17 protein-coding genes are annotated in these 19,888 nt (G+C 60.5%); 12 read left to right on the top strand and 5 right to left on the bottom strand.

Features of this window, described 5'->3' with window-relative positions; all coding sequences use genetic code 11:
• Nucleotides 1-11 precede the first annotated feature (11 nt).
• The 8 genes from rpmJ to bfr all read left to right on the top strand — a co-directional run bounded on the left by rpmJ (nucleotide 12) and on the right by bfr (nucleotide 5,420).
• Entirely contained in the window at nucleotides 12-128 is a 117-nt protein-coding gene (gene rpmJ, locus IB266_RS29010) for a 50S ribosomal protein L36 (RefSeq protein ID WP_002555468.1), read from the top strand.
• Between the two features lie 130 nt (nucleotides 129-258).
• Nucleotides 259-615, top strand: coding sequence for a 30S ribosomal protein S13 (rpsM, locus tag IB266_RS29005; RefSeq protein WP_003186020.1), 357 nt, complete (start codon nucleotides 259-261; stop codon nucleotides 613-615).
• A 30-nt stretch (nucleotides 616-645) separates the two neighbouring features.
• Nucleotides 646-1,035 (top strand): 30S ribosomal protein S11, encoded by a 390-nt coding sequence (rpsK, locus tag IB266_RS29000; RefSeq protein WP_002555466.1) that lies wholly within the window; start codon nucleotides 646-648, stop codon nucleotides 1,033-1,035.
• Between the two features lie 18 nt (nucleotides 1,036-1,053).
• On the top strand, nucleotides 1,054-1,674 hold the full coding sequence (rpsD, locus tag IB266_RS28995) for a 30S ribosomal protein S4 (protein ID WP_003176404.1): 621 nt from the start codon (nucleotides 1,054-1,056) through the stop codon (nucleotides 1,672-1,674).
• 22 nt (nucleotides 1,675-1,696) lie between these two features.
• The gene (locus tag IB266_RS28990) at nucleotides 1,697-2,698 is read left to right on the top strand and encodes a DNA-directed RNA polymerase subunit alpha (RefSeq protein WP_003186012.1); all 1,002 of its coding nucleotides are present in this window, start codon (nucleotides 1,697-1,699) and stop codon (nucleotides 2,696-2,698) included.
• Nucleotides 2,699-2,740: 42 nt separating this feature from the next.
• Entirely contained in the window at nucleotides 2,741-3,127 is a 387-nt protein-coding gene (rplQ, locus tag IB266_RS28985) for a 50S ribosomal protein L17 (RefSeq protein ID WP_003186009.1), read from the top strand.
• A 222-nt stretch (nucleotides 3,128-3,349) separates the two neighbouring features.
• Nucleotides 3,350-4,798 (top strand): catalase, encoded by a 1,449-nt coding sequence (locus IB266_RS28980; RefSeq protein WP_192264066.1) that lies wholly within the window; start codon nucleotides 3,350-3,352, stop codon nucleotides 4,796-4,798.
• 157 nt (nucleotides 4,799-4,955) lie between these two features.
• A complete protein-coding gene (bfr, locus tag IB266_RS28975) occupies nucleotides 4,956-5,420 on the top strand; it encodes a bacterioferritin (protein WP_003186005.1) in 465 nt (154 codons plus the stop codon).
• A 75-nt stretch (nucleotides 5,421-5,495) separates the two neighbouring features.
• Here bfr and uvrA read toward each other — a convergent pair whose 3' ends face one another.
• A complete protein-coding gene (gene uvrA / locus IB266_RS28970; RefSeq protein ID WP_060740395.1) occupies nucleotides 5,496-8,330 on the bottom strand; it encodes an excinuclease ABC subunit UvrA in 2,835 nt (944 codons plus the stop codon).
• Between the two features lie 179 nt (nucleotides 8,331-8,509).
• On the opposite strand from uvrA, the gene IB266_RS28965 reads away from it, so the two are divergent.
• Both IB266_RS28965 and IB266_RS28960 read left to right on the top strand, forming a co-directional pair.
• Nucleotides 8,510-9,907, top strand: a complete 1,398-nt coding sequence (locus IB266_RS28965; protein WP_053125859.1) for an MFS transporter — start codon at nucleotides 8,510-8,512, stop codon at nucleotides 9,905-9,907.
• A gap of 9 nt (nucleotides 9,908-9,916) precedes the next feature.
• Nucleotides 9,917-10,438 carry a single-stranded DNA-binding protein gene (locus IB266_RS28960; RefSeq protein ID WP_003206078.1) on the top strand — a complete coding sequence of 174 codons (522 nt, stop codon included), beginning with the start codon at nucleotides 9,917-9,919 and terminating at the stop codon, nucleotides 10,436-10,438.
• A 124-nt stretch (nucleotides 10,439-10,562) separates the two neighbouring features.
• Here the strand turns inward: IB266_RS28960 and IB266_RS28955 are convergent, their stop codons facing one another.
• The 3 genes from IB266_RS28955 to IB266_RS28945 form a co-directional block, all read right to left on the bottom strand.
• On the bottom strand, nucleotides 10,563-11,183 hold the full coding sequence (locus IB266_RS28955; RefSeq protein WP_192264063.1) for a hypothetical protein: 621 nt from the start codon (nucleotides 11,181-11,183) through the stop codon (nucleotides 10,563-10,565).
• A gap of 145 nt (nucleotides 11,184-11,328) precedes the next feature.
• Entirely contained in the window at nucleotides 11,329-12,183 is an 855-nt protein-coding gene (locus IB266_RS28950) for a hypothetical protein (protein ID WP_192264060.1), read from the bottom strand.
• 171 nt (nucleotides 12,184-12,354) lie between these two features.
• Nucleotides 12,355-14,280: an MAC/perforin domain-containing protein gene (locus IB266_RS28945; RefSeq protein WP_192264057.1), complete on the bottom strand. Its 1,926-nt coding sequence runs from the start codon at nucleotides 14,278-14,280 to the stop codon at nucleotides 12,355-12,357.
• Between the two features lie 211 nt (nucleotides 14,281-14,491).
• On the opposite strand from IB266_RS28945, the gene IB266_RS28940 reads away from it, so the two are divergent.
• On the top strand, nucleotides 14,492-17,791 hold the full coding sequence (locus tag IB266_RS28940) for an AAA family ATPase (RefSeq protein WP_192264054.1): 3,300 nt from the start codon (nucleotides 14,492-14,494) through the stop codon (nucleotides 17,789-17,791).
• A gap of 81 nt (nucleotides 17,792-17,872) precedes the next feature.
• On the opposite strand, the gene IB266_RS28935 is transcribed toward IB266_RS28940, so the two are convergent.
• Complete coding sequence (locus tag IB266_RS28935; RefSeq protein WP_060740398.1) at nucleotides 17,873-18,427, bottom strand: cysteine hydrolase family protein; 555 nt, start codon at nucleotides 18,425-18,427, stop codon at nucleotides 17,873-17,875.
• A 98-nt stretch (nucleotides 18,428-18,525) separates the two neighbouring features.
• Here IB266_RS28935 and IB266_RS28930 point away from each other — a divergent pair, with 98 nt between their 5' ends.
• Entirely contained in the window at nucleotides 18,526-19,521 is a 996-nt protein-coding gene (locus IB266_RS28930) for a GlxA family transcriptional regulator (protein ID WP_192264052.1), read from the top strand.
• Nucleotides 19,522-19,888 lie beyond the last annotated feature (367 nt).

The following is a 19,888-nucleotide window of genomic DNA, read 5'->3' as shown; positions in this document are numbered from 1 at the left end:
AGGAGTTGGTGATGAAAGTTCGTGCATCGGTGAAAAAGCTGTGCCGCAACTGCAAGATTATTCGCCGCGAAGGTGTTGTTCGGGTAATTTGCAGCGCGGAACCGCGTCACAAACAGCGCCAAGGCTGAGTGTGATTGTGCTTTAAGCCCGGCAGCTAGTGCGCTGCCGGGTTGATTATTTGTTATTACAGCGATATTATCTCGCGCCCTATTTCTTGGCTTCCGGGGCGTAGGTAGCTGTCAATTGGAGTCCCACTGAATGGCCCGTATTGCAGGCGTCAACATTCCAGATAACAAGCATACTGTTATCTCGCTGACCTACATCTATGGTGTTGGTCGCACTACTGCACAGAAAATTTGTGCAGTGACTGGGGTCAACCCAGCGGCAAAGATCAAAGATCTGAGCGACGAGCAGATTGAACAGCTGCGTGGCGAAGTGGCGAAGTTCACCACTGAAGGTGACCTGCGTCGCGAAATCAACATGAAAATCAAGCGCTTGATGGACCTCGGTTGCTATCGCGGTCTGCGTCATCGTCGTGGTCTGCCAGTACGCGGTCAGCGTACCAAGACCAACGCGCGTACCCGTAAAGGTCCGCGTAAGCCGATCCGCAAGTAATCGCCCCAGCGAATCGACAGGAATTTAATCATGGCAAAACCTGCTGCTCGTCCTCGTAAAAAAGTTAAAAAGACAGTGGTTGATGGCATCGCCCACATCCATGCTTCTTTTAACAACACCATCGTGACCATTACCGACCGTCAAGGTAACGCTCTTTCCTGGGCTACCTCCGGTGGTTCGGGTTTCCGCGGTTCCCGCAAGTCCACCCCGTTCGCTGCTCAAGTAGCTGCTGAGCGTGCTGGTCAAGCTGCGCTGGAATACGGCCTGAAAAACCTCGACGTGAACGTCAAGGGTCCAGGTCCAGGTCGTGAATCCGCAGTCCGCGCTTTGAACGGCTGTGGCTACAAGATCGCCAGCATCACCGACGTGACGCCAATCCCGCACAACGGGTGCCGTCCGCCGAAGAAGCGCCGCGTGTAATCCAGGAGATTGTAAAGAATGGCTCGTTACATTGGTCCAAAATGCAAACTCGCTCGTCGCGAAGGCACCGATCTTTTTCTGAAGAGCGGCGTGCGCGCGATCGAATCGAAGTGCAACATTGAAGCAGCACCTGGTATCCACGGCCAGCGCCGCGGTCGCCAGTCCGATTACGGCACCCAACTGCGTGAAAAGCAGAAGGTCCGTCGTATCTACGGCGTTCTCGAGCGTCAATTCAGCGGCTACTACAAAGAAGCAGCTGGCAAGAAAGGCGCAACCGGCGAAAACCTGTTGCAACTGCTCGAATGCCGTCTGGACAACGTTGTATACCGTATGGGCTTCGGTTCTACTCGTGCCGAATCCCGTCAGCTGGTATCGCACAAGTCGATCAGCGTTAACGGTCAGACCGTAAACGTTCCGTCCTACCAGGTTCGTGCTGGTGACGTGGTTGCTGTTCGCGAGAAAGCAAAGAACCAACTTCGCATTGTCCAAGCTCTCGATCTGTGTGCCCAACGTGGCCGCGTAGAATGGGTAGAAGTAGACACTGAGAAGAAGTCGGGCGTTTTCAAGAACGTTCCTGCTCGCAGTGATCTGTCCGCCGACATCAACGAAAGCCTGATTGTCGAGCTCTACTCCAAGTAAGGGCTAGAAAATAGGTGCATCCATGCAGATTTCGGTAAATGAGTTCCTGACACCCCGCCATATTGATGTGCAGGTTGTCAGTCCAACCCGCGCCAAGATCACACTCGAGCCTCTCGAGCGTGGTTTCGGCCACACCCTGGGCAACGCGCTGCGCCGCATCCTGTTGTCCTCAATGCCCGGCTGTGCAGTAGTCGAGGCCGAGATTGACGGTGTGCTCCACGAGTACAGCGCCATCGAAGGTGTACAGGAAGACGTAATTGAAATCCTGTTGAACCTGAAAGGTCTGGCTATCAAGCTGCACGGTCGTGACGAAGTTACGCTGACCTTGTCGAAGAAGGGTTCGGGGGTGGTTACCGCTGCCGATATTCAGCTGGATCATGATGTCGAGATCGTTAACCCCGATCACGTAATCGCTAACCTGGCGTCTAACGGCGCCCTGAACATGAAGCTCACCGTAGCTCGTGGTCGTGGTTATGAACCGGCAGACTCGCGTCAGAGCGATGAAGACGAAAGCCGCAGCATCGGTCGCTTGCAGCTTGACTCTTCGTTCAGCCCAGTTCGCCGTATCGCATACGTGGTGGAAAACGCCCGTGTCGAACAGCGTACCAACCTGGACAAGCTGGTTATTGATCTGGAAACCAACGGTACCCTGGATCCTGAAGAGGCTATCCGCCGTGCTGCAACCATCCTGCAACAGCAGTTGGCTGCGTTCGTCGACCTCAAGGGTGACAGTGAGCCAGTGGTTGTCGAGCAGGAAGACGAGATCGATCCGATCCTGCTTCGCCCGGTTGACGATCTGGAACTGACTGTACGTTCGGCTAACTGCCTTAAGGCGGAAAACATCTACTACATCGGTGACCTGATTCAGCGTACCGAAGTAGAGCTGTTGAAGACTCCGAACCTTGGCAAGAAATCCTTGACTGAAATCAAGGACGTTCTGGCCTCCCGCGGTCTGTCCCTCGGCATGCGCCTCGACAACTGGCCGCCTGCAAGTCTTAAGAAGGACGACAAGGCGACTGCCTGATCGTCGTAATCACCGAACGTTGTGTTTGGTAAGGAATGAACCATGCGTCATCGTAAAAGTGGTCGTCACCTGAGCCGCACCAGCTCGCACCGCAAGGCCATGTTCCAAAACATGGCGGTGTCGCTGTTCGAGCACGAGCTGATCAAAACTACACTGCCGAAAGCCAAAGAACTGCGTCGCGTTGCTGAGCCGCTGATCACTCTGGCCAAGACAGATAGCCTGGCTAACCGCCGTCTGGCTTTCGACCGTACTCGTTCGAAAGCTATCGTTGGTAAGCTCTTCAACGACCTGGGCAAGCGTTACGCTACCCGTGAGGGTGGCTACCTGCGCATCCTCAAGTGCGGTTTCCGCGCTGGCGACAACGCGCCTATGGCGTACGTCGAGTTGGTTGATCGTGCTACCAGCGGTGAAGCTGTATCCGCTGAGTAAGTCGGCAACAAACGAAAAACCGGGCCTTGTGCCCGGTTTTTTGTTGCCTGCCGAAAAGTGCCAGACCGTTTCGCTTGGTTCGGCTATTGGCAAGTCTTAAGCATTAGATAATGACTATCGATGTCCATGATTTAATGAATTTGGATACTGTCACTAACATGATCGATACTCCTTTCCAGCCGATTAGCCGGCAGTTTGAAGACCGACCTAGGAAGATTGAGCATGAGCCAGATCAAAACGCTTACGACCGCCAGCGGCGCTCCTGTCGCCGATAACCAGAACTCTCGTTCCGCCGGCCCACGCGGCCCGCTGCTGCTCGACGATTTTCACCTGATCGAAAAGCTTGCTCACTTCAACCGCGAGAACATTCCCGAGCGTCGCGTGCACGCCAAAGGATCGGGGGCCTACGGCACCTTTACCGTCACCCAGGACATCACCCAGTACACCAGCGCCAAGTTGTTCGAGTCGATCGGCAAGCAAACACCGACCTTCCTGCGGTTCTCCACTGTGGGTGGCGAGCGTGGTTCGGCCGACACTGAACGCGATCCGCGGGGTTTCGCCCTGAAGTTCTACACCGAGGAAGGCAACTGGGACATCGTTGGCAACAACACGCCGGTGTTCTTCATCCGTGATCCGTTGAAATTTCCGGATTTTATCCACACCCAGAAGCGTCTGCCGCAAAGCAACCTGAAAAGTGCCCAGGCGATGTGGGATTTCTGGTCGCATTCGCCTGAGGCGCTGCACCAGGTCACCATCCTGTTTTCCGACCGCGGTATTCCGGATGGCTACCGTCACATGCACGGCTTCGGCAGCCACACCTACAGCCTGATCAGCGCACAGGGTGAGCGGCACTGGGTGAAGTGGCACTACAAGACCCTGCAAGGCATCAAGAACCTTGCGCCGGCAGAAGCGGCACGCCTGGCGGGTACCGACCCGGATTATGCCCAGCGTGACTTGTTCGAGGCCATTGAGCGCGGTGACTTCCCGAAGTGGCGCGTCTGCATCCAGATCATGAGCGAGGCCCAGGCCGCGGCCCATTACGAGAACCCGTTCGACGTGACCAAGACCTGGTCGCAGAAAGAATTTCCGTTGATCGAAGTGGGTGTGCTCGAACTCAACCGCAACCCGCTGAATTACTTCGCTGAAGTCGAGCAGGCGGCGTTTGGCCCGAGCAACATGGTGCCAGGGGTTGGTCTCTCGCCGGATCGCATGCTGCAGGGCCGTGTTTTCGCCTACGCCGATGCGCACCGCTACCGTGTGGGCACCAATCACCAGCAATTGCCGGTGAATGCGCCACGTAGCCCGGTCAACACTTACCAGCGCGACGGTGCCATGGCGTTTGGCAGCAACGGCGGTGCGGCACCGAACTATGAGCCGAACAGCTACGTGGAAGCGCCGAAGCAGGCTCCACGCTATGCCGAGCCGGCCCTAGCCCTCAGTGGCGCGGCGGATCGTTACGATCATCGCGAAGACACGGACTACTACAGCCACGCCGGTGCGCTGTTCCGTTTGATGAGCGACGAGCAGAAAGCGTTGCTGATCAACAATATCGCCGGCGCGATGTCCGGTGTATCGGCGGATGTCGTTGACCGTCAGCTCCAGCATTTCTTCAGGGCGGACGCCGCTTATGGAGAAGGTATCGCAAAGGCGTTGGGCGTACAGCTTAACTAAGTCTAAACGAGAAGCAGAACCGCCCTCATTTGGGCGGTTTTTGCGTTATTTAGCCCGGTTTTCTCGGATTTTCTTCACTTTTATTGCGATGAACGAGTGACCTCTCCGTCAGGTTGGTTCAAACTAGAGCCTTCAAAGCTTGTGGAGATGTAGGGCGATGCAAGGTCACCCAGATGTAATCGATTACCTCAACACGTTGCTGACAGGCGAACTGGCAGCCCGTGATCAATATTTCATCCACTCGCGGATGTACGAGGACTGGGGTTTCACCGAGCTCTACGAACGTATCAACCATGAGATGGAAGAAGAAGCCCAGCACGCCGATGCGCTGATGCGCCGGATCCTGATGCTCGAAGGCACGCCGCGGATGCGTCCGGATGACTTGGATGTCGGGACCACCGTGCCCGATATGTTGGCCGCTGACCTGCGCCTGGAATACAAAGTCCGCGCCGCGCTGTGCAAAGGCATCGAGCTCTGCGAGCAGCACAACGACTACGTGACCCGCGAGATCCTGCGTATTCAACTCAACGACACCGAAGAAGACCACACCTACTGGCTGGAGAAGCAGTTGGGTCTGATCAAGTTGATTGGCCTGGAAAACTACCTGCAATCACAGTTCTGATCGTTCCCACAGAAGAAAAGCAAAAAGCCCCTGCCATCGAAGAGATGACAGGGGCTTTTTCGTGCCCGGGTGAAATCAGTCCCGATCACGCTCCAGCAACGGCTTGAGGTAGTAACCGGTGTAGGACTGCTTCATTTCGGCCACTTGTTCAGGCGTGCCCACGGCAATGATCTGGCCGCCCTTGGAACCGCCTTCCGGCCCCAGGTCCACCAGCCAGTCAGCCGTCTTGATCACGTCCAGGTTGTGTTCGATCACCACCACGGTGTTGCCGTGATCGCGAAGGCGATGCAGCACGTCGAGCAATTGCTGGATATCGGCGAAGTGCAGGCCGGTGGTCGGCTCGTCGAGGATATACAGGGTCTTGCCGGTGTCGCGCTTGGACAGCTCGCGGGACAACTTGACCCGCTGGGCTTCACCGCCGGACAGGGTCGTTGCCGACTGCCCCAGCTTGATGTACGACAGCCCGACATCCATCAGCGTCTGGAGCTTGCGCGCCAGGGCTGGCACCGCATCGAAGAACACCCGGGCTTCTTCGATGGTCATCTCCAGGGTTTCGTGGATGTTCTTGCCCTTGTATTTGATCTCCAGGGTTTCGCGGTTGTAGCGCTTGCTCTTGCACACATCGCACGGCACGTAGATGTCGGGCAGGAAGTGCATTTCCACCTTGATCAGGCCATCGCCCTGGCAGGCCTCGCAGCGCCCGCCCTTGACGTTGAAGGAGAAGCGCCCTGGGCCGTAGCCTCGGGAGCGGGACTCCGGGACGCCGGCGAACAGTTCGCGGATCGGTGTGAACAACCCGGTATAGGTCGCCGGGTTGGAGCGCGGTGTGCGGCCAATCGGGCTCTGGTCGATGTCGACCACCTTGTCCAGGTGCTCCAGGCCCTTGATGCTGTCGTGGGCGGCAGCTTCCAGGGTGGTGGCGCCGTTCAGGGCCGTGGCGCTGAGGGGGAACAGGGTGTTGTTGATCAGCGTCGATTTGCCGGAGCCGGATACGCCGGTCACGCAGGTCAGCAGGCCGATCGGGATTTCCAGGTCGACGTTGCGCAGGTTGTTGCCACGGGCGCCCTTGAGGGTCAGCGACAGCTTCTTGTTGCGCGGCGTGCGTTTGGCCGGGACCTTGATCTTCACCCGGCCCGACAGGTACTTGCCCGTCAGCGAGTCAGGGTGCGCCATGACTTCGGCGGCCGTGCCCTGGGCAACGATATGCCCGCCATGGACCCCTGCGCCCGGACCGATGTCCACCACGTAGTCCGCCAGGCGGATGGCGTCCTCGTCGTGCTCGACCACGATCACCGTGTTGCCGATATCCCGCAGGTGTTTCAGGGTCCCGAGCAACCGGTCGTTGTCCCGCTGGTGCAGGCCGATGGACGGCTCGTCGAGGATGTACATCACCCCCACCAGGCCGGCGCCGATCTGGCTGGCGAGGCGGATACGCTGGGCTTCGCCGCCGGACAAGGTGTCTGCGCTGCGATCGAGGGTCAGGTAGTCCAGGCCGACGTTCACCAGGAACTGCAGGCGCTCGCGGATTTCCTTGAGGATCTTGTCGGCGATTTCGCCACGACGACCGGTGAGCTTCAAGCCGCCGAAGTAATCGGTGGCGTCGCCAATCGGCAGGTTGGTCACCGCCGGCAGCGTCTTCTCGCCGACCCAGACATGCCGCGCTTCGCGACGTAGACGGGTGCCACGGCAATCGGGGCAGGGCTGGGTGCTTAGGAACTTGGCCAGTTCTTCGCGCACGCTGGCCGACTCGGTCTCGCGGTAGCGTCGTTCCAGGTTCGGCACGATGCCTTCGAACGGGTGGGAACGCTTGACGATGTCGCCACGGTCGTTGAGGTATTTGAAGTCGACATTCTGCGAGCCGCTGCCGTGCAGGATGGATTTCTGCTGGTCGGCGGGCAACTCGTTGAACGGCTTGTCCAGGCTGAACTTGTAGTGGGCCGCCAGCGAGCCGAGCATCTGGAAGTAATAGACGTTGCGCCGGTCCCAGCCGCGAATCGCTCCTTCGGCCAGGGTCAGCTCGCCATTGACCAGGCGCTTGGTGTCGAAGAACTGCTTGACCCCCAGGCCGTCGCACGTCGGGCAGGCGCCAGCCGGGTTGTTGAAGGAGAACAGCTTGGGTTCCAGCTCGCTGATGGCATGGCCGCAGATCGGGCAGGCGAAGCGTGCGGAGAAAATGATCTCCTCGCCGGGCTCGTCGTCCATCGGGGCGACCAGGGCGATGCCGTCGGCCAGTTTCAGCGCGGTCTCGAAGGACTCGGCCAATCGCTGCTGCAAGTCGGCGCGGACCTTGAAGCGGTCGACCACCACATCGATCGAGTGCTTCTTCTGTTTATCCAGCTTCGGCAGTTCGTCCAGTTCGCACAGCTTGCCGTTGACCCGGGCCCGCACGAAGCCTTGGGCGCGCAATTCTTCGAACACCATCAGGTGTTCGCCCTTGCGTTCGCGAACCACCGGGGCCAGCAGCATCAGCTTGCTGCCTTCGGGCTGGGCCAACACCAGGTCGACCATCTGGCTGACGGTCTGGGCTTCCAGGGGAATGTCGTGGTCGGGGCAGCGGGGAATGCCAACCCGCGCATACAGCAAGCGCAGGTAGTCGTAGATCTCGGTGATGGTGCCTACCGTCGACCGTGGGTTATGGGAGGTCGACTTCTGTTCGATGGAGATTGCCGGCGACAGGCCTTCGATGGTGTCGACGTCGGGTTTTTCCATCATCGACAGGAACTGCCGGGCATAGGCCGACAGCGATTCGACATAGCGTCGCTGGCCTTCGGCGTACAACGTGTCGAAGGCCAGGGATGATTTGCCGGATCCGGACAGGCCGGTGATGACGATCAGCTTGTCCCGTGGCAGGGTCAGGTCGATATTCTTCAGGTTGTGGGTACGGGCCCCACGAATCAGGATCTTGTCCAAAGTGGCCTCGCTCGGCGGGCGTCGAAAACGTAGGAGTATACGGGCAAATACTGGATGGATGCACACTATTGAAGGCGCGATTGCAGCCATACATGAAGACTGCGCGGCAAACGGTCGCCATATACCCTCTCAATCGATGGGACTGGTAGAATCGCCGCCGGTTCACATGAGGTTTTTCCATGCAAGATCCCCACAGCGAACGCATGAGTCGTGGCGAGACACGCGCAGCAAGCGGTCTGGCCCTGGTGTTCGCCTTCCGTATGCTGGGCATGTTCATGGTGTTGCCGGTGCTGGCGACCTATGGCATGGACCTGGCAGGCGCCACCCCGGCCCTCATCGGCCTGGCGATTGGCGCTTATGGCCTGACCCAGGCGATCTTCCAGATCCCGTTCGGGATCATTTCCGACCGCATCGGCCGGCGTCCGGTTATCTACCTGGGGCTGATCGTCTTCGCCCTCGGCAGCGTGCTGGCGGCCAATGCCGACTCGATCTGGGGCGTGATCGCCGGACGTATCCTGCAGGGTGCCGGGGCCATTTCCGCGGCCGTCATGGCGCTGCTGTCGGACCTGACCCGCGAACAGCATCGGACCAAGGCCATGGCCATGATCGGCATGACCATCGGTCTGTCGTTCGCCGTGGCCATGGTGGTAGGCCCTTTGCTGACCCGGGCTTTTGGCTTGTCGGGCCTGTTCCTGGCGACCGGTGCCATGGCACTGGTGGGGATTCTGATCGTGGCGTTCATGGTGCCGCGCGCCACCGGGCCATTGCAGCACCGGGAATCCGGGGTGGCGCGCCAGGCATTGATCCCGACGCTCAAGCACCCGGACCTGCTGCGCCTGGACCTGGGTATTTTCGTGCTCCACGCCATGCTGATGTCCAGCTTCGTGGCCTTGCCGCTGGCCCTGGTCGAGAAGGCCGGCCTGCCCAAGGAACAGCACTGGTGGGTCTACCTGACCGCGTTGCTGATATCGTTCTTCGCCATGATCCCGTTCATCATCTATGGCGAAAAACGACGCAAAATGAAACGAGTTTTGCTCGGCGCCGTCGTGACGCTGATGCTCACTGAGCTATTCTTCTGGCAGTTCGGCGATAGCTTGCGGGCCCTGGTGATCGGCACCGTGGTGTTCTTCACCGCGTTCAATCTGCTGGAAGCCTCGCTGCCGTCGCTGATCAGCAAGGTTTCGCCGGCGGGCGGCAAGGGCACGGCGATGGGGGTCTACTCCACCAGCCAGTTCCTGGGCTCGGCGTTGGGCGGTATCCTCGGCGGCTGGCTGTTCCAGCATGGCGGTTTGTCGGTTGTGTTCCTGGGATGCGCCGCGCTGGCTGCACTTTGGTTAGCCTTTGCTGTTACCATGCGCGAACCTCCCTATGTGACGAGCCTGCGCTTGCCCTTATCGCCCGAGGCGATTCGTGAGGCTGGCCTGACCGAGCGTCTGAAGGCCGTCGTTGGAGTAACCGATGCAGTGGTGGTCGCCGACGAGGCGGCCGTTTACATCAAACTGGACACCGAATTATTGGATCGCGCGACGCTCGAGCGCCTGGTGAACAACCCGGCCCCGACCACGTGCGAAGCCTAGGAGAACGTTATGGCCCGTGGGGTTAACAAAGTCATATTGGTCGGTACTTGCGGCCAGGATCCCGAAGTTCGCTACCTGCCGAACGGCAACGCCGTGACCAACCTGAGTCTGGCGACCAGCGAACAGTGGACCGACAAGCAGACCGGCCAGAAGGTCGAGAAGACCGAATGGCACCGCGTGTCGATGTTCGGTAAGGTGGCCGAGATCGCCGGCGAATACCTGCGCAAGGGTTCGCAGGTGTACATCGAAGGCAAGCTGCAGACCCGCGAGTGGGAAAAAGACGGCATCAAGCGCTACACCACCGAAATCGTGGTCGACATGCAAGGCACCATGCAATTGCTGGGCGGCCGTCCACAGGGCGACCAGCAACAAGGTGGCAACAACTACCAGCAGTCGGCTCCGGCCCCGCGTCAGCAGGCGCCTCGTCCACAGTCGGCACCACAGCCACAACGTGAGCGCCCGGCCCCACAACAGGCCGCGCCGCAACCGGCTCCGGATTTCGACAGCTTCGATGACGATATCCCGTTCTGATCCTCGCCTGAGCGCATTACGCAGGTAGGTCACGAAAGCCCCAAGTGCTCAGCACTTGGGGCTTTTTTTGCCTGGCGAAGGCTGTTTCGTGGCTTCCGGTACGCCAGGGCAAGCCCGGCCTCGCTCACAGATCCAGATCCAATACCTCCTGCATTCTCTCGCCAATCGACTGACTCAACCACGCGGCATGAAACGCCATGTCCTGATCCGTCAGATCCACCCCTACCCGAAGTGCGATGGCCTTGCCATTGCCCCCGGCGAAGCCCACCACAAAGTGACAGATGTTGGCGGAAGCGGTCGTTTTGTAAGGCTTGATGTAATGGATGTCGCTGTACGGCACGCATTCGTCGGTGGTTTGCCGGGCAGGGCGGCGTTGGGTGAAGGTGAGGCGTTGCTGGCGTTCGTCAAAGCAGAAGCCGAGCACCTTAGGTTCGGATGCCAGCCAGTTGAGCACGCAGACGGCCGCGAATGCGCTGATTAACATGAGCGCTATGAACAGAGGGTCCTCGATCACTCTTGTGTGGATGGGCGACAGGTTTTGTCCGACATGAAACAGCTTCGTCGATAGCACTGCCAGCCCGTAGACCGGCAAGGCCAGCAGTATCACCACGGCATACACCATTGTGCCCAGGTATCCCGGCCTGGATACGTCGCTTGAGCAATCCCACGTGGGCGGGTGCAGTGGCGCTGATGTAGCGGTCGGGAACGGCGATTCGACCAGGCGCGGCGGGCGTTTGCGTTTCATACGGCTGGCTCTTGGGAAAAATGCCCGGCCATTCTTATCGTTATTCCTCAAGTACGCCTAGTAAAAAACGGTTCGCCTGAGGTTGGGGTCTTCCTGGCCCCCGCCAATCCAGGTTTTTTCTGTCTGACCTGCCGTGCCGTCACCTTCATGGTCGATAGTTCGCCGGTAACTCATGCCGCGTCGGCGCTTTTTCTTCGTGATAGTGCGGTTTGCCCTGGGGAGAGCTCATCAAGGTCGAGTTGGCCAGGATTGTCTCCGTCAGCAAACAGTCTTCACCTTCTCCGAACCAGCAGGCCAGCGCCGAGTTTCGATTGCCGTGCAGGTCCACGACGGATGGCCAGTTTTCGACGCCGTGGGCGTCACTGGGGGCGATGTCGGGGTAGTGCTTGGGCGGCAGGACCAGCGCATCGCCGGGCCGCAGCCACAGATCGGCCAAATGGATTTCCCTCGACGCAGGCCGCCAGCGGGCGACGCTGATCACCAGCGGCAAGCGGCCATAACGGGAAAAGAACGCGTGGGGGAAGTTGTGGTATTCGAGGTCGGTCGGGTTGTAGGTCAGCAGCTCGCGCTGGCGCGCCGGGCCCAGGTAGGGCGACTGGTGGCCGGCCCATTTGCCGTAGGTGTATTGGCCCAGGATCAGTTGGTCATACTCGAAACGCAGGCATTCGCCGTTGCCGAGCAGGGTCATGCCAAAGGCCTGGGCCGTTTCCTTGGTTGCCCAGATCGGTGCGTAGTGCACTTCGCTGGCGTGGAAGTCGAACGTCTTGATCCAGTAGGAACCGCTGTTCGTTGCAACCTCACGGTCCCGCCAACTGATGCCCGAGTAGCGAGTGCCCAGGGACAGGGCCGGGTTCTCGGGACTGAGCTGGATCAGGTGGCCGCGCTCCTGGACACTCGGTCGTGCCAGGCCATGGTCGTTGAACAGGTAGGGAAACCGGCGGGGATCGAGGGCTGTTTCCACGCCATCGCCGATAAAGGGAACACTGTTGAAGACTTGCATCGTATGGGGACCACGCACGCAAGAAGGCTAGAGAAAAGGGCGCTCAATCGCCCGACGAACCTGTGGGAGCGAGCTTGCTCGCGATGGCGGCGGCACATTCAACATTGAAGCAAGCTGAACCAGCGCTATCGCGAGCAAGCTCGCTCCCACAGGGGATCTCACTATTGGGTGTCAACTGTACGGACGATGCTGCTCACGCAACCAGTCCATGCCGTGAGGTTGGCGCCACGGCCGGACGGCGGCGCGCTTTTCAACCTGGGTCAGGCACAGGGCGTCCATCCAGTAGTAGACCATCAACAGGTGAAATACCTCATCGCCGCGTCGGTCCCAGATGACGTCGTCCTGCTGGCGACCCGGTTCGATGGGCTTGAGCCGGCAGTCGCCCTGGTCGTGCATGCCCTGCAGGCAGGTCCCCGTCTCGTAGTTGATCAGCAGCACCGGGTGGTTGATTTCCGGATAAGGTTTTTCCAGCTCGGGCATGTACCAGTATTGCCCTGGGTTGTGCCTGTCCGGCGTCTGCATGGCGATACGGGTCCGGTTTTGCGGATCGACCGCCAGGGCCGGTTTGGCGTCGGTATTGTTGCGCACGATGTACAGCGCGGTGCGAGGGTCTTCCTCGGTCGTTGCGGTTTTTACCAACTTGACCTTGCCGAACGAGTCGTGGGAAAACCGAGCCTTGACCTTCACCGTTGGGTTGAGGTCCTTGCCTGCCTGGCCAAAACCGGCAATGAGTCCATCGACACCGGGCACCTCGAAGTCATTTCCCGCCAGCACATAGGTCAGGCCGGACAACGGGTTGGGCTGCATGTGCTTGGTCAGCGTGTCCCAGCGCATCAGCGACACTTCGCTGGCGCCGTTGGACAGCAGGGCCTCACGCATGGCATACGTCGGGTAGTAGCGCGCGTCGCGCGGCCAGCGCTCAGTGGCCATCAGCAATTTTTGCCCGTTTTTTTGTCTCAGCAGCAGGGCCAGCGCATCCCAGAACTGTTCAAATTCCGTGGTCGACGCATTCGCGGCGGGTGGGTAGTGGAAGCTTTCGCTGGTTTCCTTGCTTTTGTTGTCGACGAACACCATTCGCAAGGCAGGGCGGGTTGCTTCGGCCTTGGAGGTGGCTTGCCGCCCGGAGCGGCCGAGGACAACCACCGAGTCTTGCCAAGTGGCTTCGATTTCCGCCTTGTAGCTGGTGTACCACTGGTAGGCCTGCTCCAGTGCCGTACGGGTCTCGCCTTCCTTGACGAAGCGATAGACCGGCGCGATTGCCAACTCCACGACTGTCGGGTCGTCGGGCAGCGATTCGCGCCATTTGCCGAACTCCGCATTGCAATTGCTCGGGTCCACTGTGTTGAAAGCGATGGTGTGCGTGCCACCCCGGGTGGTCAGGTTGGCGTTGCGATGGGCGATGTTTTTCTTGACCGTTTCCGAGACCGAGGTGGTCGCGCTGCCGCTGACAAAGGTGCCGTATTCGGCCTTGACCATGGCATCGAGGGTGTTGGTCTTGCTGAGGAAACTCTTGAGTGCGGTCATCGCATAGTTCAGCGAGCCACCAACAGTCACTTCGCTGACGATATCGGCACCAAAGTCGACCAGGAAATTGAAGAATGGCGCCGGATTGCTCGGGTCGAAGGCCTTGGGCAACTCATCGATGCGCTTCTTGAACGTTTCCGTCGCATTGGCCGGGCTGACCTCGAGGGTCAGTTTCCATAACCGCACCGTATGACTGTAGAGCGCGGCTTCGCGCTCTTCGAGCGTCTTGATGTCGCTGCCGAAGGTGGCTTTGAAACCGGCGGAAAAGGCGCCGTATTTGCCGGAGGCTTCGACACTCGTCTGGGTATGTCTTTCGAATTCGTCGCGGGAGGCAAACGTCTCGGTGGAGAAATTGTCGTTGGCCACGACCGTGGACATGGTGACGTTTTTCCCCACGTTGTAAGACGTTTTCCGGTACGGCACCGCACGTTTGCCCGACTCGGTATCGCCGACCTTCAGGCACTCCTTGCTGTCGCCGGCCCAATCGAGCCGGTTCAGTCCGCGCCCCAGTAATTGCGAGCCACCGATATCACGCACGTCATCGCCTGCATTGCCCTTCAGTCCATCGCTCATCGCCTTTCTCCCATCGCTCAGGTTGTATCAACTGGGTGTCAATTGATGGGAGTGAGTATCGAGAGGGCGGTGATAGGCGGACAGTCCAGAGCGGTGTCAGTCCGGTATCAGTTTGGTATCAGGCCAAATGCCATCTTTTCATTAACCCGGGCGAGGCGCAGGAGTACACTCGATCGGCTGCCGTTGTCCCAGGGTAGAAAGGGCTATCGACATGGACTCCCGACCAAACACCTTTGTTGCCCTGCCCAGGCGTGATGCTTCGATATCCGACGGCCGTGTCCTGCTGGACGCCGTATCGTTGAAAGGCCTGCGCAAACAGCATGGCCTGAGCCAGGAAACCCTGGCCGAGGCCTGCCTGAACCGGCATTTGTGCGTCTCGATCGCCTCCATCAAGCGGGCCGAAACCGGTAAGCCGGTGCTTTACCGCACGGCTCGGCACTTGGCGACGGCCTTCGGGGTCGATGTGAGTGAGCTGCTGAGCACTCCCGCCTCGGTGGCTTTGGCGCACATCCAACAGACGATGAACGCGGTGCACCAGACGGCCTTTGCGCAACAGGCGCTGAAACAGGTCGATGACAGCGTCATCCGCTACGTGCTGGAGCTGTCCTTTCGGATCGATGGGCTGCCCGCGATGACGTTCATGGAAGAAATCGAGCGCCTGGTACGTCAGTTCGGTGGCGTTCCACTGGGGATGACGCAGGATGTGGTGATCGCCCAGTTCGGTTCGCCGCAGGCCTATCGCAGCGATAGCGAGCGGGGCCTGCTCTGCGCGCTGGCCCTGAGTCGGGAGCAATTCGTCACGTCCGGGCATGCCCTGTTACTGCGGCTTGTGCGCCTGAGTGCCGACACCATGGAGCCTGCGGTCGAGCCTGTCTTGCTTGCGCAAAAGCCGCTGTTGGAGCGTCATGGGCACGCGCCGGTGTATGTTGCGCAAAACCTGCTGGAACAGCTCGCTGCACGGTTTGAGTTTTCGGCCAGCGACGATGAGTTTCAGGCCTATCGCAAATGCCTGCGCCCACGCAGCCTCGACGAAAACGCGCCGCGTCCGTTGGTGGGACGGGCCATCGAGCTCTTGCAGTTCAAGGCGGTGATCGAGGCCACCCAGGAATGCCAGGACGGGCACATCGTCTATGTGCGCGGCATGGCGGGCATTGGCAAGACCCGCCTGGTCAGCGAGTTTTTCGAAATGGCCCGGCAGCGTGGCTTTGCCTGCCATCGCGGCGATGTGCTGGATTTCGGCATGGACAACAGCCTTTGGCCCCTGGGGCAACTGCTGGCCAGCCTGCTCAACCTGGGGCGCGCGGCGTCCGTCAGCGCCTCGCTGTTGGATGCCGCTTTGTCCCGCCTGAAAGTGGCCGCCGAACATCGCATGTTCTTGCAAGTGCTGACGGGGGTGTTGTCTGCCGAGCCTCCGGCCCTGTATGCCGCGATGAGCAACCAGGCCCGTACCCAGGGGCTGTTCCAGGCCTTGCTCGACGTGTTGCTGCGCAGCGCGGTGCAACAGCCTTTGCTGATCTGCGTCGAAGACCTGCACTGGGGCGATGCCACGCTGTTTATGCTGCTGGGCAGGCTGCTCGATGCCACTGACGAAGCGCCTGTGGTCTGGCTGCTGACGTCCCGTCCCGAAGGCGATCCGCTGGAAAGCGAAATCCGTACGCATTCCTCCAGCCCCATGAGTCTGCTCGACATCGCGCCGATCCGGGCGCGGGAGGCCACGGTCCTGGCGGAGCAGTTCACTGAGGTCGATCCGCGTTACCGGGCCGAATGTGTCGCCCGTGCCCAAGGCAACCCGCTGTACCTGACGCAACTGCTGTCGAGCCAGCAAGGGGTTTTCCCTGACAGCCTGCGGCATCTGGTCCAGACCCGCTTTGACAAATTGGCCCCCGAGCAACGTCGCGCCCTGCATTACGCCGCGGTGCTGGGCAATCGCTTCGAGCTGACGCTGTGGCGCGAAGCACTGGGGCAGCCCGGTTATCTGCCGACCGCGGACATGCGCCAGGGGCTGTTGCGGGAGGTCGAGCCAGGCAGCTATCTGTTTGTCCACGACCTGGTCATGCACTGCCTCTACGATTCAATGCCCACGTTGCTGCGCGAGCAGTTGCACGGTGAGGTGGCGAATCTCTATCGCGCGCGCGACCGGGTGCTTTATGCCCAGCATTTACTGCGGGCCAACGATCCGGCGGCGTTCGACGCACTGTTGGTGGCCATGGGCGAAAAACGGCTGGCCTGCCAGTACGACAGTGTCCTTGCGCTGGCGCGGCAATGCTCGGCGTTTGCCGAACGTGCGCAGGGCAATTTTCCTTTCGCGTTGCTGTGCGGCCAGGCGTGCTCGGGCCTGGGCCAGACCGTGGAGGCCCGGGCGCATTTCCAGCGCGCCTTGGCATTGGCCGAGCAGCCGCAGGATCGAATCGAGGCCGCGTTGGGGCTGGCGGCAGTCCTCAATACCCTCGATTGCCTGGACGAGGAGGAGCGCCTGATCGAGGACATGCTGCCCATCGCCCGGTCCATGCAGGCCCATGCGGCGCTTGCCCGGTTGAATCACTTGCGCGGGAATATCTATTTCCCACGGGGTGATTACGCCGAGTGTCGCCGCCTTCACGAAGAGGCTTTGTCTTCTGCTCGCATCGGCCGGGACCTGGAAACCGAGGCCAAGGCCTTGAGTGGCATTGGCGACTCCTACTACGCACAAGGGCGCATGCAGACCGCCTACGAGGTCTTCGATCAATGCGTACGCCTGTGCGAGCGCAATGGCTGGACACACGTGGAGGCGGCCAATCGCAGCGCCCGTGGATCGGCGCAGTTGTACCTGGGCCAGCCAGAGCCCGCCTTGCGTGACGCCATGGAGGCCATCGAATGCAGCGCCCGGCTGGGCAATCATCGAGCGCAGGTTTTCTCGCGGCTCACTGCGGCCTGGGTGCTGGTGGCGGGCGGCCAGGATGCCTTGGCGGAACAAGAGCTGAGCAGTGCCCTGACGCTGGCACGCAGCCTTGGCGCCAGCCGTTTCGAAGCGATCCTGCTGGAAGGGTTGGCGCGGGTGGCGTTGCGCCAGGGCGAGCGCGGGCTGGCGCAGACCTTGATCATGGAGGCGGCGAGCCTGGTGGAGCGCTTCGAGTTGCAGCGCTACATCGGGCCTTGGGTCTACGGCAGCCTGGCGATGATCAGCGATGACGGACCGTTCAGCCAGCAGGCCTTGGCGAAGGGCGAAGCCCAGCTCACCCAAGCCTGCCTGGCCCACAACGCCTTGCGCTTTCGCGTGGCTGCCGCTGAAACCTGCCTGTTGGCGGGCAATACCGAAAAGGCTATCTGGCATGGGCAACAGATGGCGGCATTGCCCGAGTCGGCGTCGTGCGCCTGGATCAACCATCATGTGCGGCTGATCGATGTGGCGGGCCAGTGGCTGCGCAACGGCGATCAAGCCAGCGGCGAGAAGCTGAAGGGGATGGCGCGCGAAGCGCAGCAGATGGGGTTCGTGGCGACGATGCCGCGGTTGTTGCTCGCGCTGGAGACTTGATCGCCTTCAGACACGCCGTTGATGCCTGAGGCAAAACCGCACTTGGGTGATGAAGCGCGGTTTTTTAGCTGTGCCGTGGGTTTACTGATGGTCGGCCAGGAATTGCTCGGTACTCACCACGCTCGCGTAGGCAAACCCCAGCGCTGCCATGAACGCCGCATGCACCTGGGCAGCCGGCACGACCACGCCGTTGAATTCCAGGTCGAGGGTCGCGCAGGCGTCGTGGATCACCGTGACGCCGTAGCCCAGGTCCGCCGCCGCCCGCACCACGCCATCGACGCACATGTGGCTCATGCTGCCGACCACCACCAATTGTTCGATGCCGTGCTGGTCGAGGAGTGCTTGCAGTTCGGTTTCGCGAAACGAGTTGACGAAGTGCTTGAGGACCACCGGCTCATCGGCGCGGTTGAGCACCTTGGGGTGCAACTGTGCGCCTTCGGAACCTGGGGTGAAGAAGGGCGCGTCGGCGGAGGTGAATTCGTGGCGGATGTGCACCACGCTGTCGCCGGCCTGGCGAAAGGCTTCGATCAACCGTGCGGCGTTATCGGCGGCGGCATGGGCACCGACCAACGGCCATTTTCCCTGGGGGAAGTAGTCGTTCTGGATATCGACTACGATGAGCGCTTGCTTGGACATGAGGGCTTCCTTGATCAGGTGGGGTAGGGCGCCAGTATTGGCCTTTACCGCCGGTTCGAGGATTGGCCGCAACGACAATAAGCGAGGGAAAACTGACAATGGCGCAGCAAAGGGCAGTCGCCGAGCTTGGCGTGCTCATCTACCCCGGCGCGCAAATGGCGGCGGTGCATGGCTTGACCGATCTGTTCGCCGTGGCCCAGCGGATCGCGGCCGAGCACGCCAGTGCACAATTGCCACGGTTGCGGGTCAGTCACTGGCAGACCGACAACGGCGAGGCGCCGCGGCGGGTGTTCGACAGCGAAACCGGCCCAGCGGGCCATTTGGTGGCGTTGCTGATTCCGCCGTCCCTCGCCGGCTTCGATGACGACCTGGCCTCGCCGACGCTGATGGATTGGCTGCGTGCGCAGCATGCGGGCGGCACTGTGTTGGGCGGTGTGTGTGTTGGCTCGATCCTGTTGGCCGAAAGCGGCCTGCTCGATGGGCGCAGCGCCACCACCCATTGGAGCTCGGCCAAGGATTTCGCCGCCCGTTACCCGAAGATCAAGCTCAATGCCGACAAACCGATTGTCGACGACGGCGACCTGATCACCACCGCCGGGCTGATGGCCTGGTCGGAACTGGGACTGCGCCTGGTGGACCGCCTGCTCGGGCCCAGCATCGCCACGCGCACCGCGCAATTTCTGGTGATCGAACACAGCGACAGCGCGAGCCAGTGCGGCAGTAACTTCGCGCCCATCCTCGGCCATGGCGATGCGGCGATTCTCAAGGTCCAGCATTGGTTGCAAAGCAACGGCGCGGTGGAGGTTTCCCTCGGTGCGATGGCCGAACGGGCCGGGCTGGAAGAGCGCACCTTCCTGCGCCGGTTCCGTGCCGCCACCGGGCTCAAACCCACCGAATACTGCCAGCACCTGCGGGTCGGCAAGGCCCGGGAAATGCTGGAGTTCACCAATGGCACCATCGACCACATTGCCTGGACCGTCGGCTACCAGGATCCCAGTGCCTTTCGCGCGACGTTCAGGAAAATCACCGGGTTGGCGCCGAGTGATTATCGGGCGAGGTTTGGGGTGAGCCCGCTGGGCATTCCCAAAGGCTGACACTGGACCTTTTGTGGCGAGGGAGCTTGCTCCCGCTGGGTGTAGGAGCTGGCGAAGCCTGCGATCTTTTGATCTTTCGCTTGAGACTCAATGGGTGATGGAAAGATCGCAGCCTCGTTGCACTCGACAGCTCCTACAGGCGCACCCCAGCGGGAGCAAGCTCCCTCGCCACAGGGGGCTGCGTCTGCTGCTGGATATCGTGCAATTTGCGGGATGCCAAGCCTGTGTCGTGCAGAATGAAACAGGCCCGTTGCTATCAACTGCACACAAGGCGCCCGCTTGGCTGACCCCTCCTGGCCGATGACATCATTGGCCTGATCTCTGCACCTATCCTTACCTAAAGCCATCGAGCGCAGGAGGAAGGGCA

The sequence above is a fragment of the Pseudomonas sp. Pdm06 genome, assembly GCF_014851795.1.
In the GTDB taxonomy this organism is placed as follows: domain Bacteria; phylum Pseudomonadota; class Gammaproteobacteria; order Pseudomonadales; family Pseudomonadaceae; genus Aquipseudomonas; species Aquipseudomonas fluorescens_AA.
Note: the sequence above shows the minus strand (reverse complement) of the source record. Positions and strands in the feature narration are given on the sequence as shown.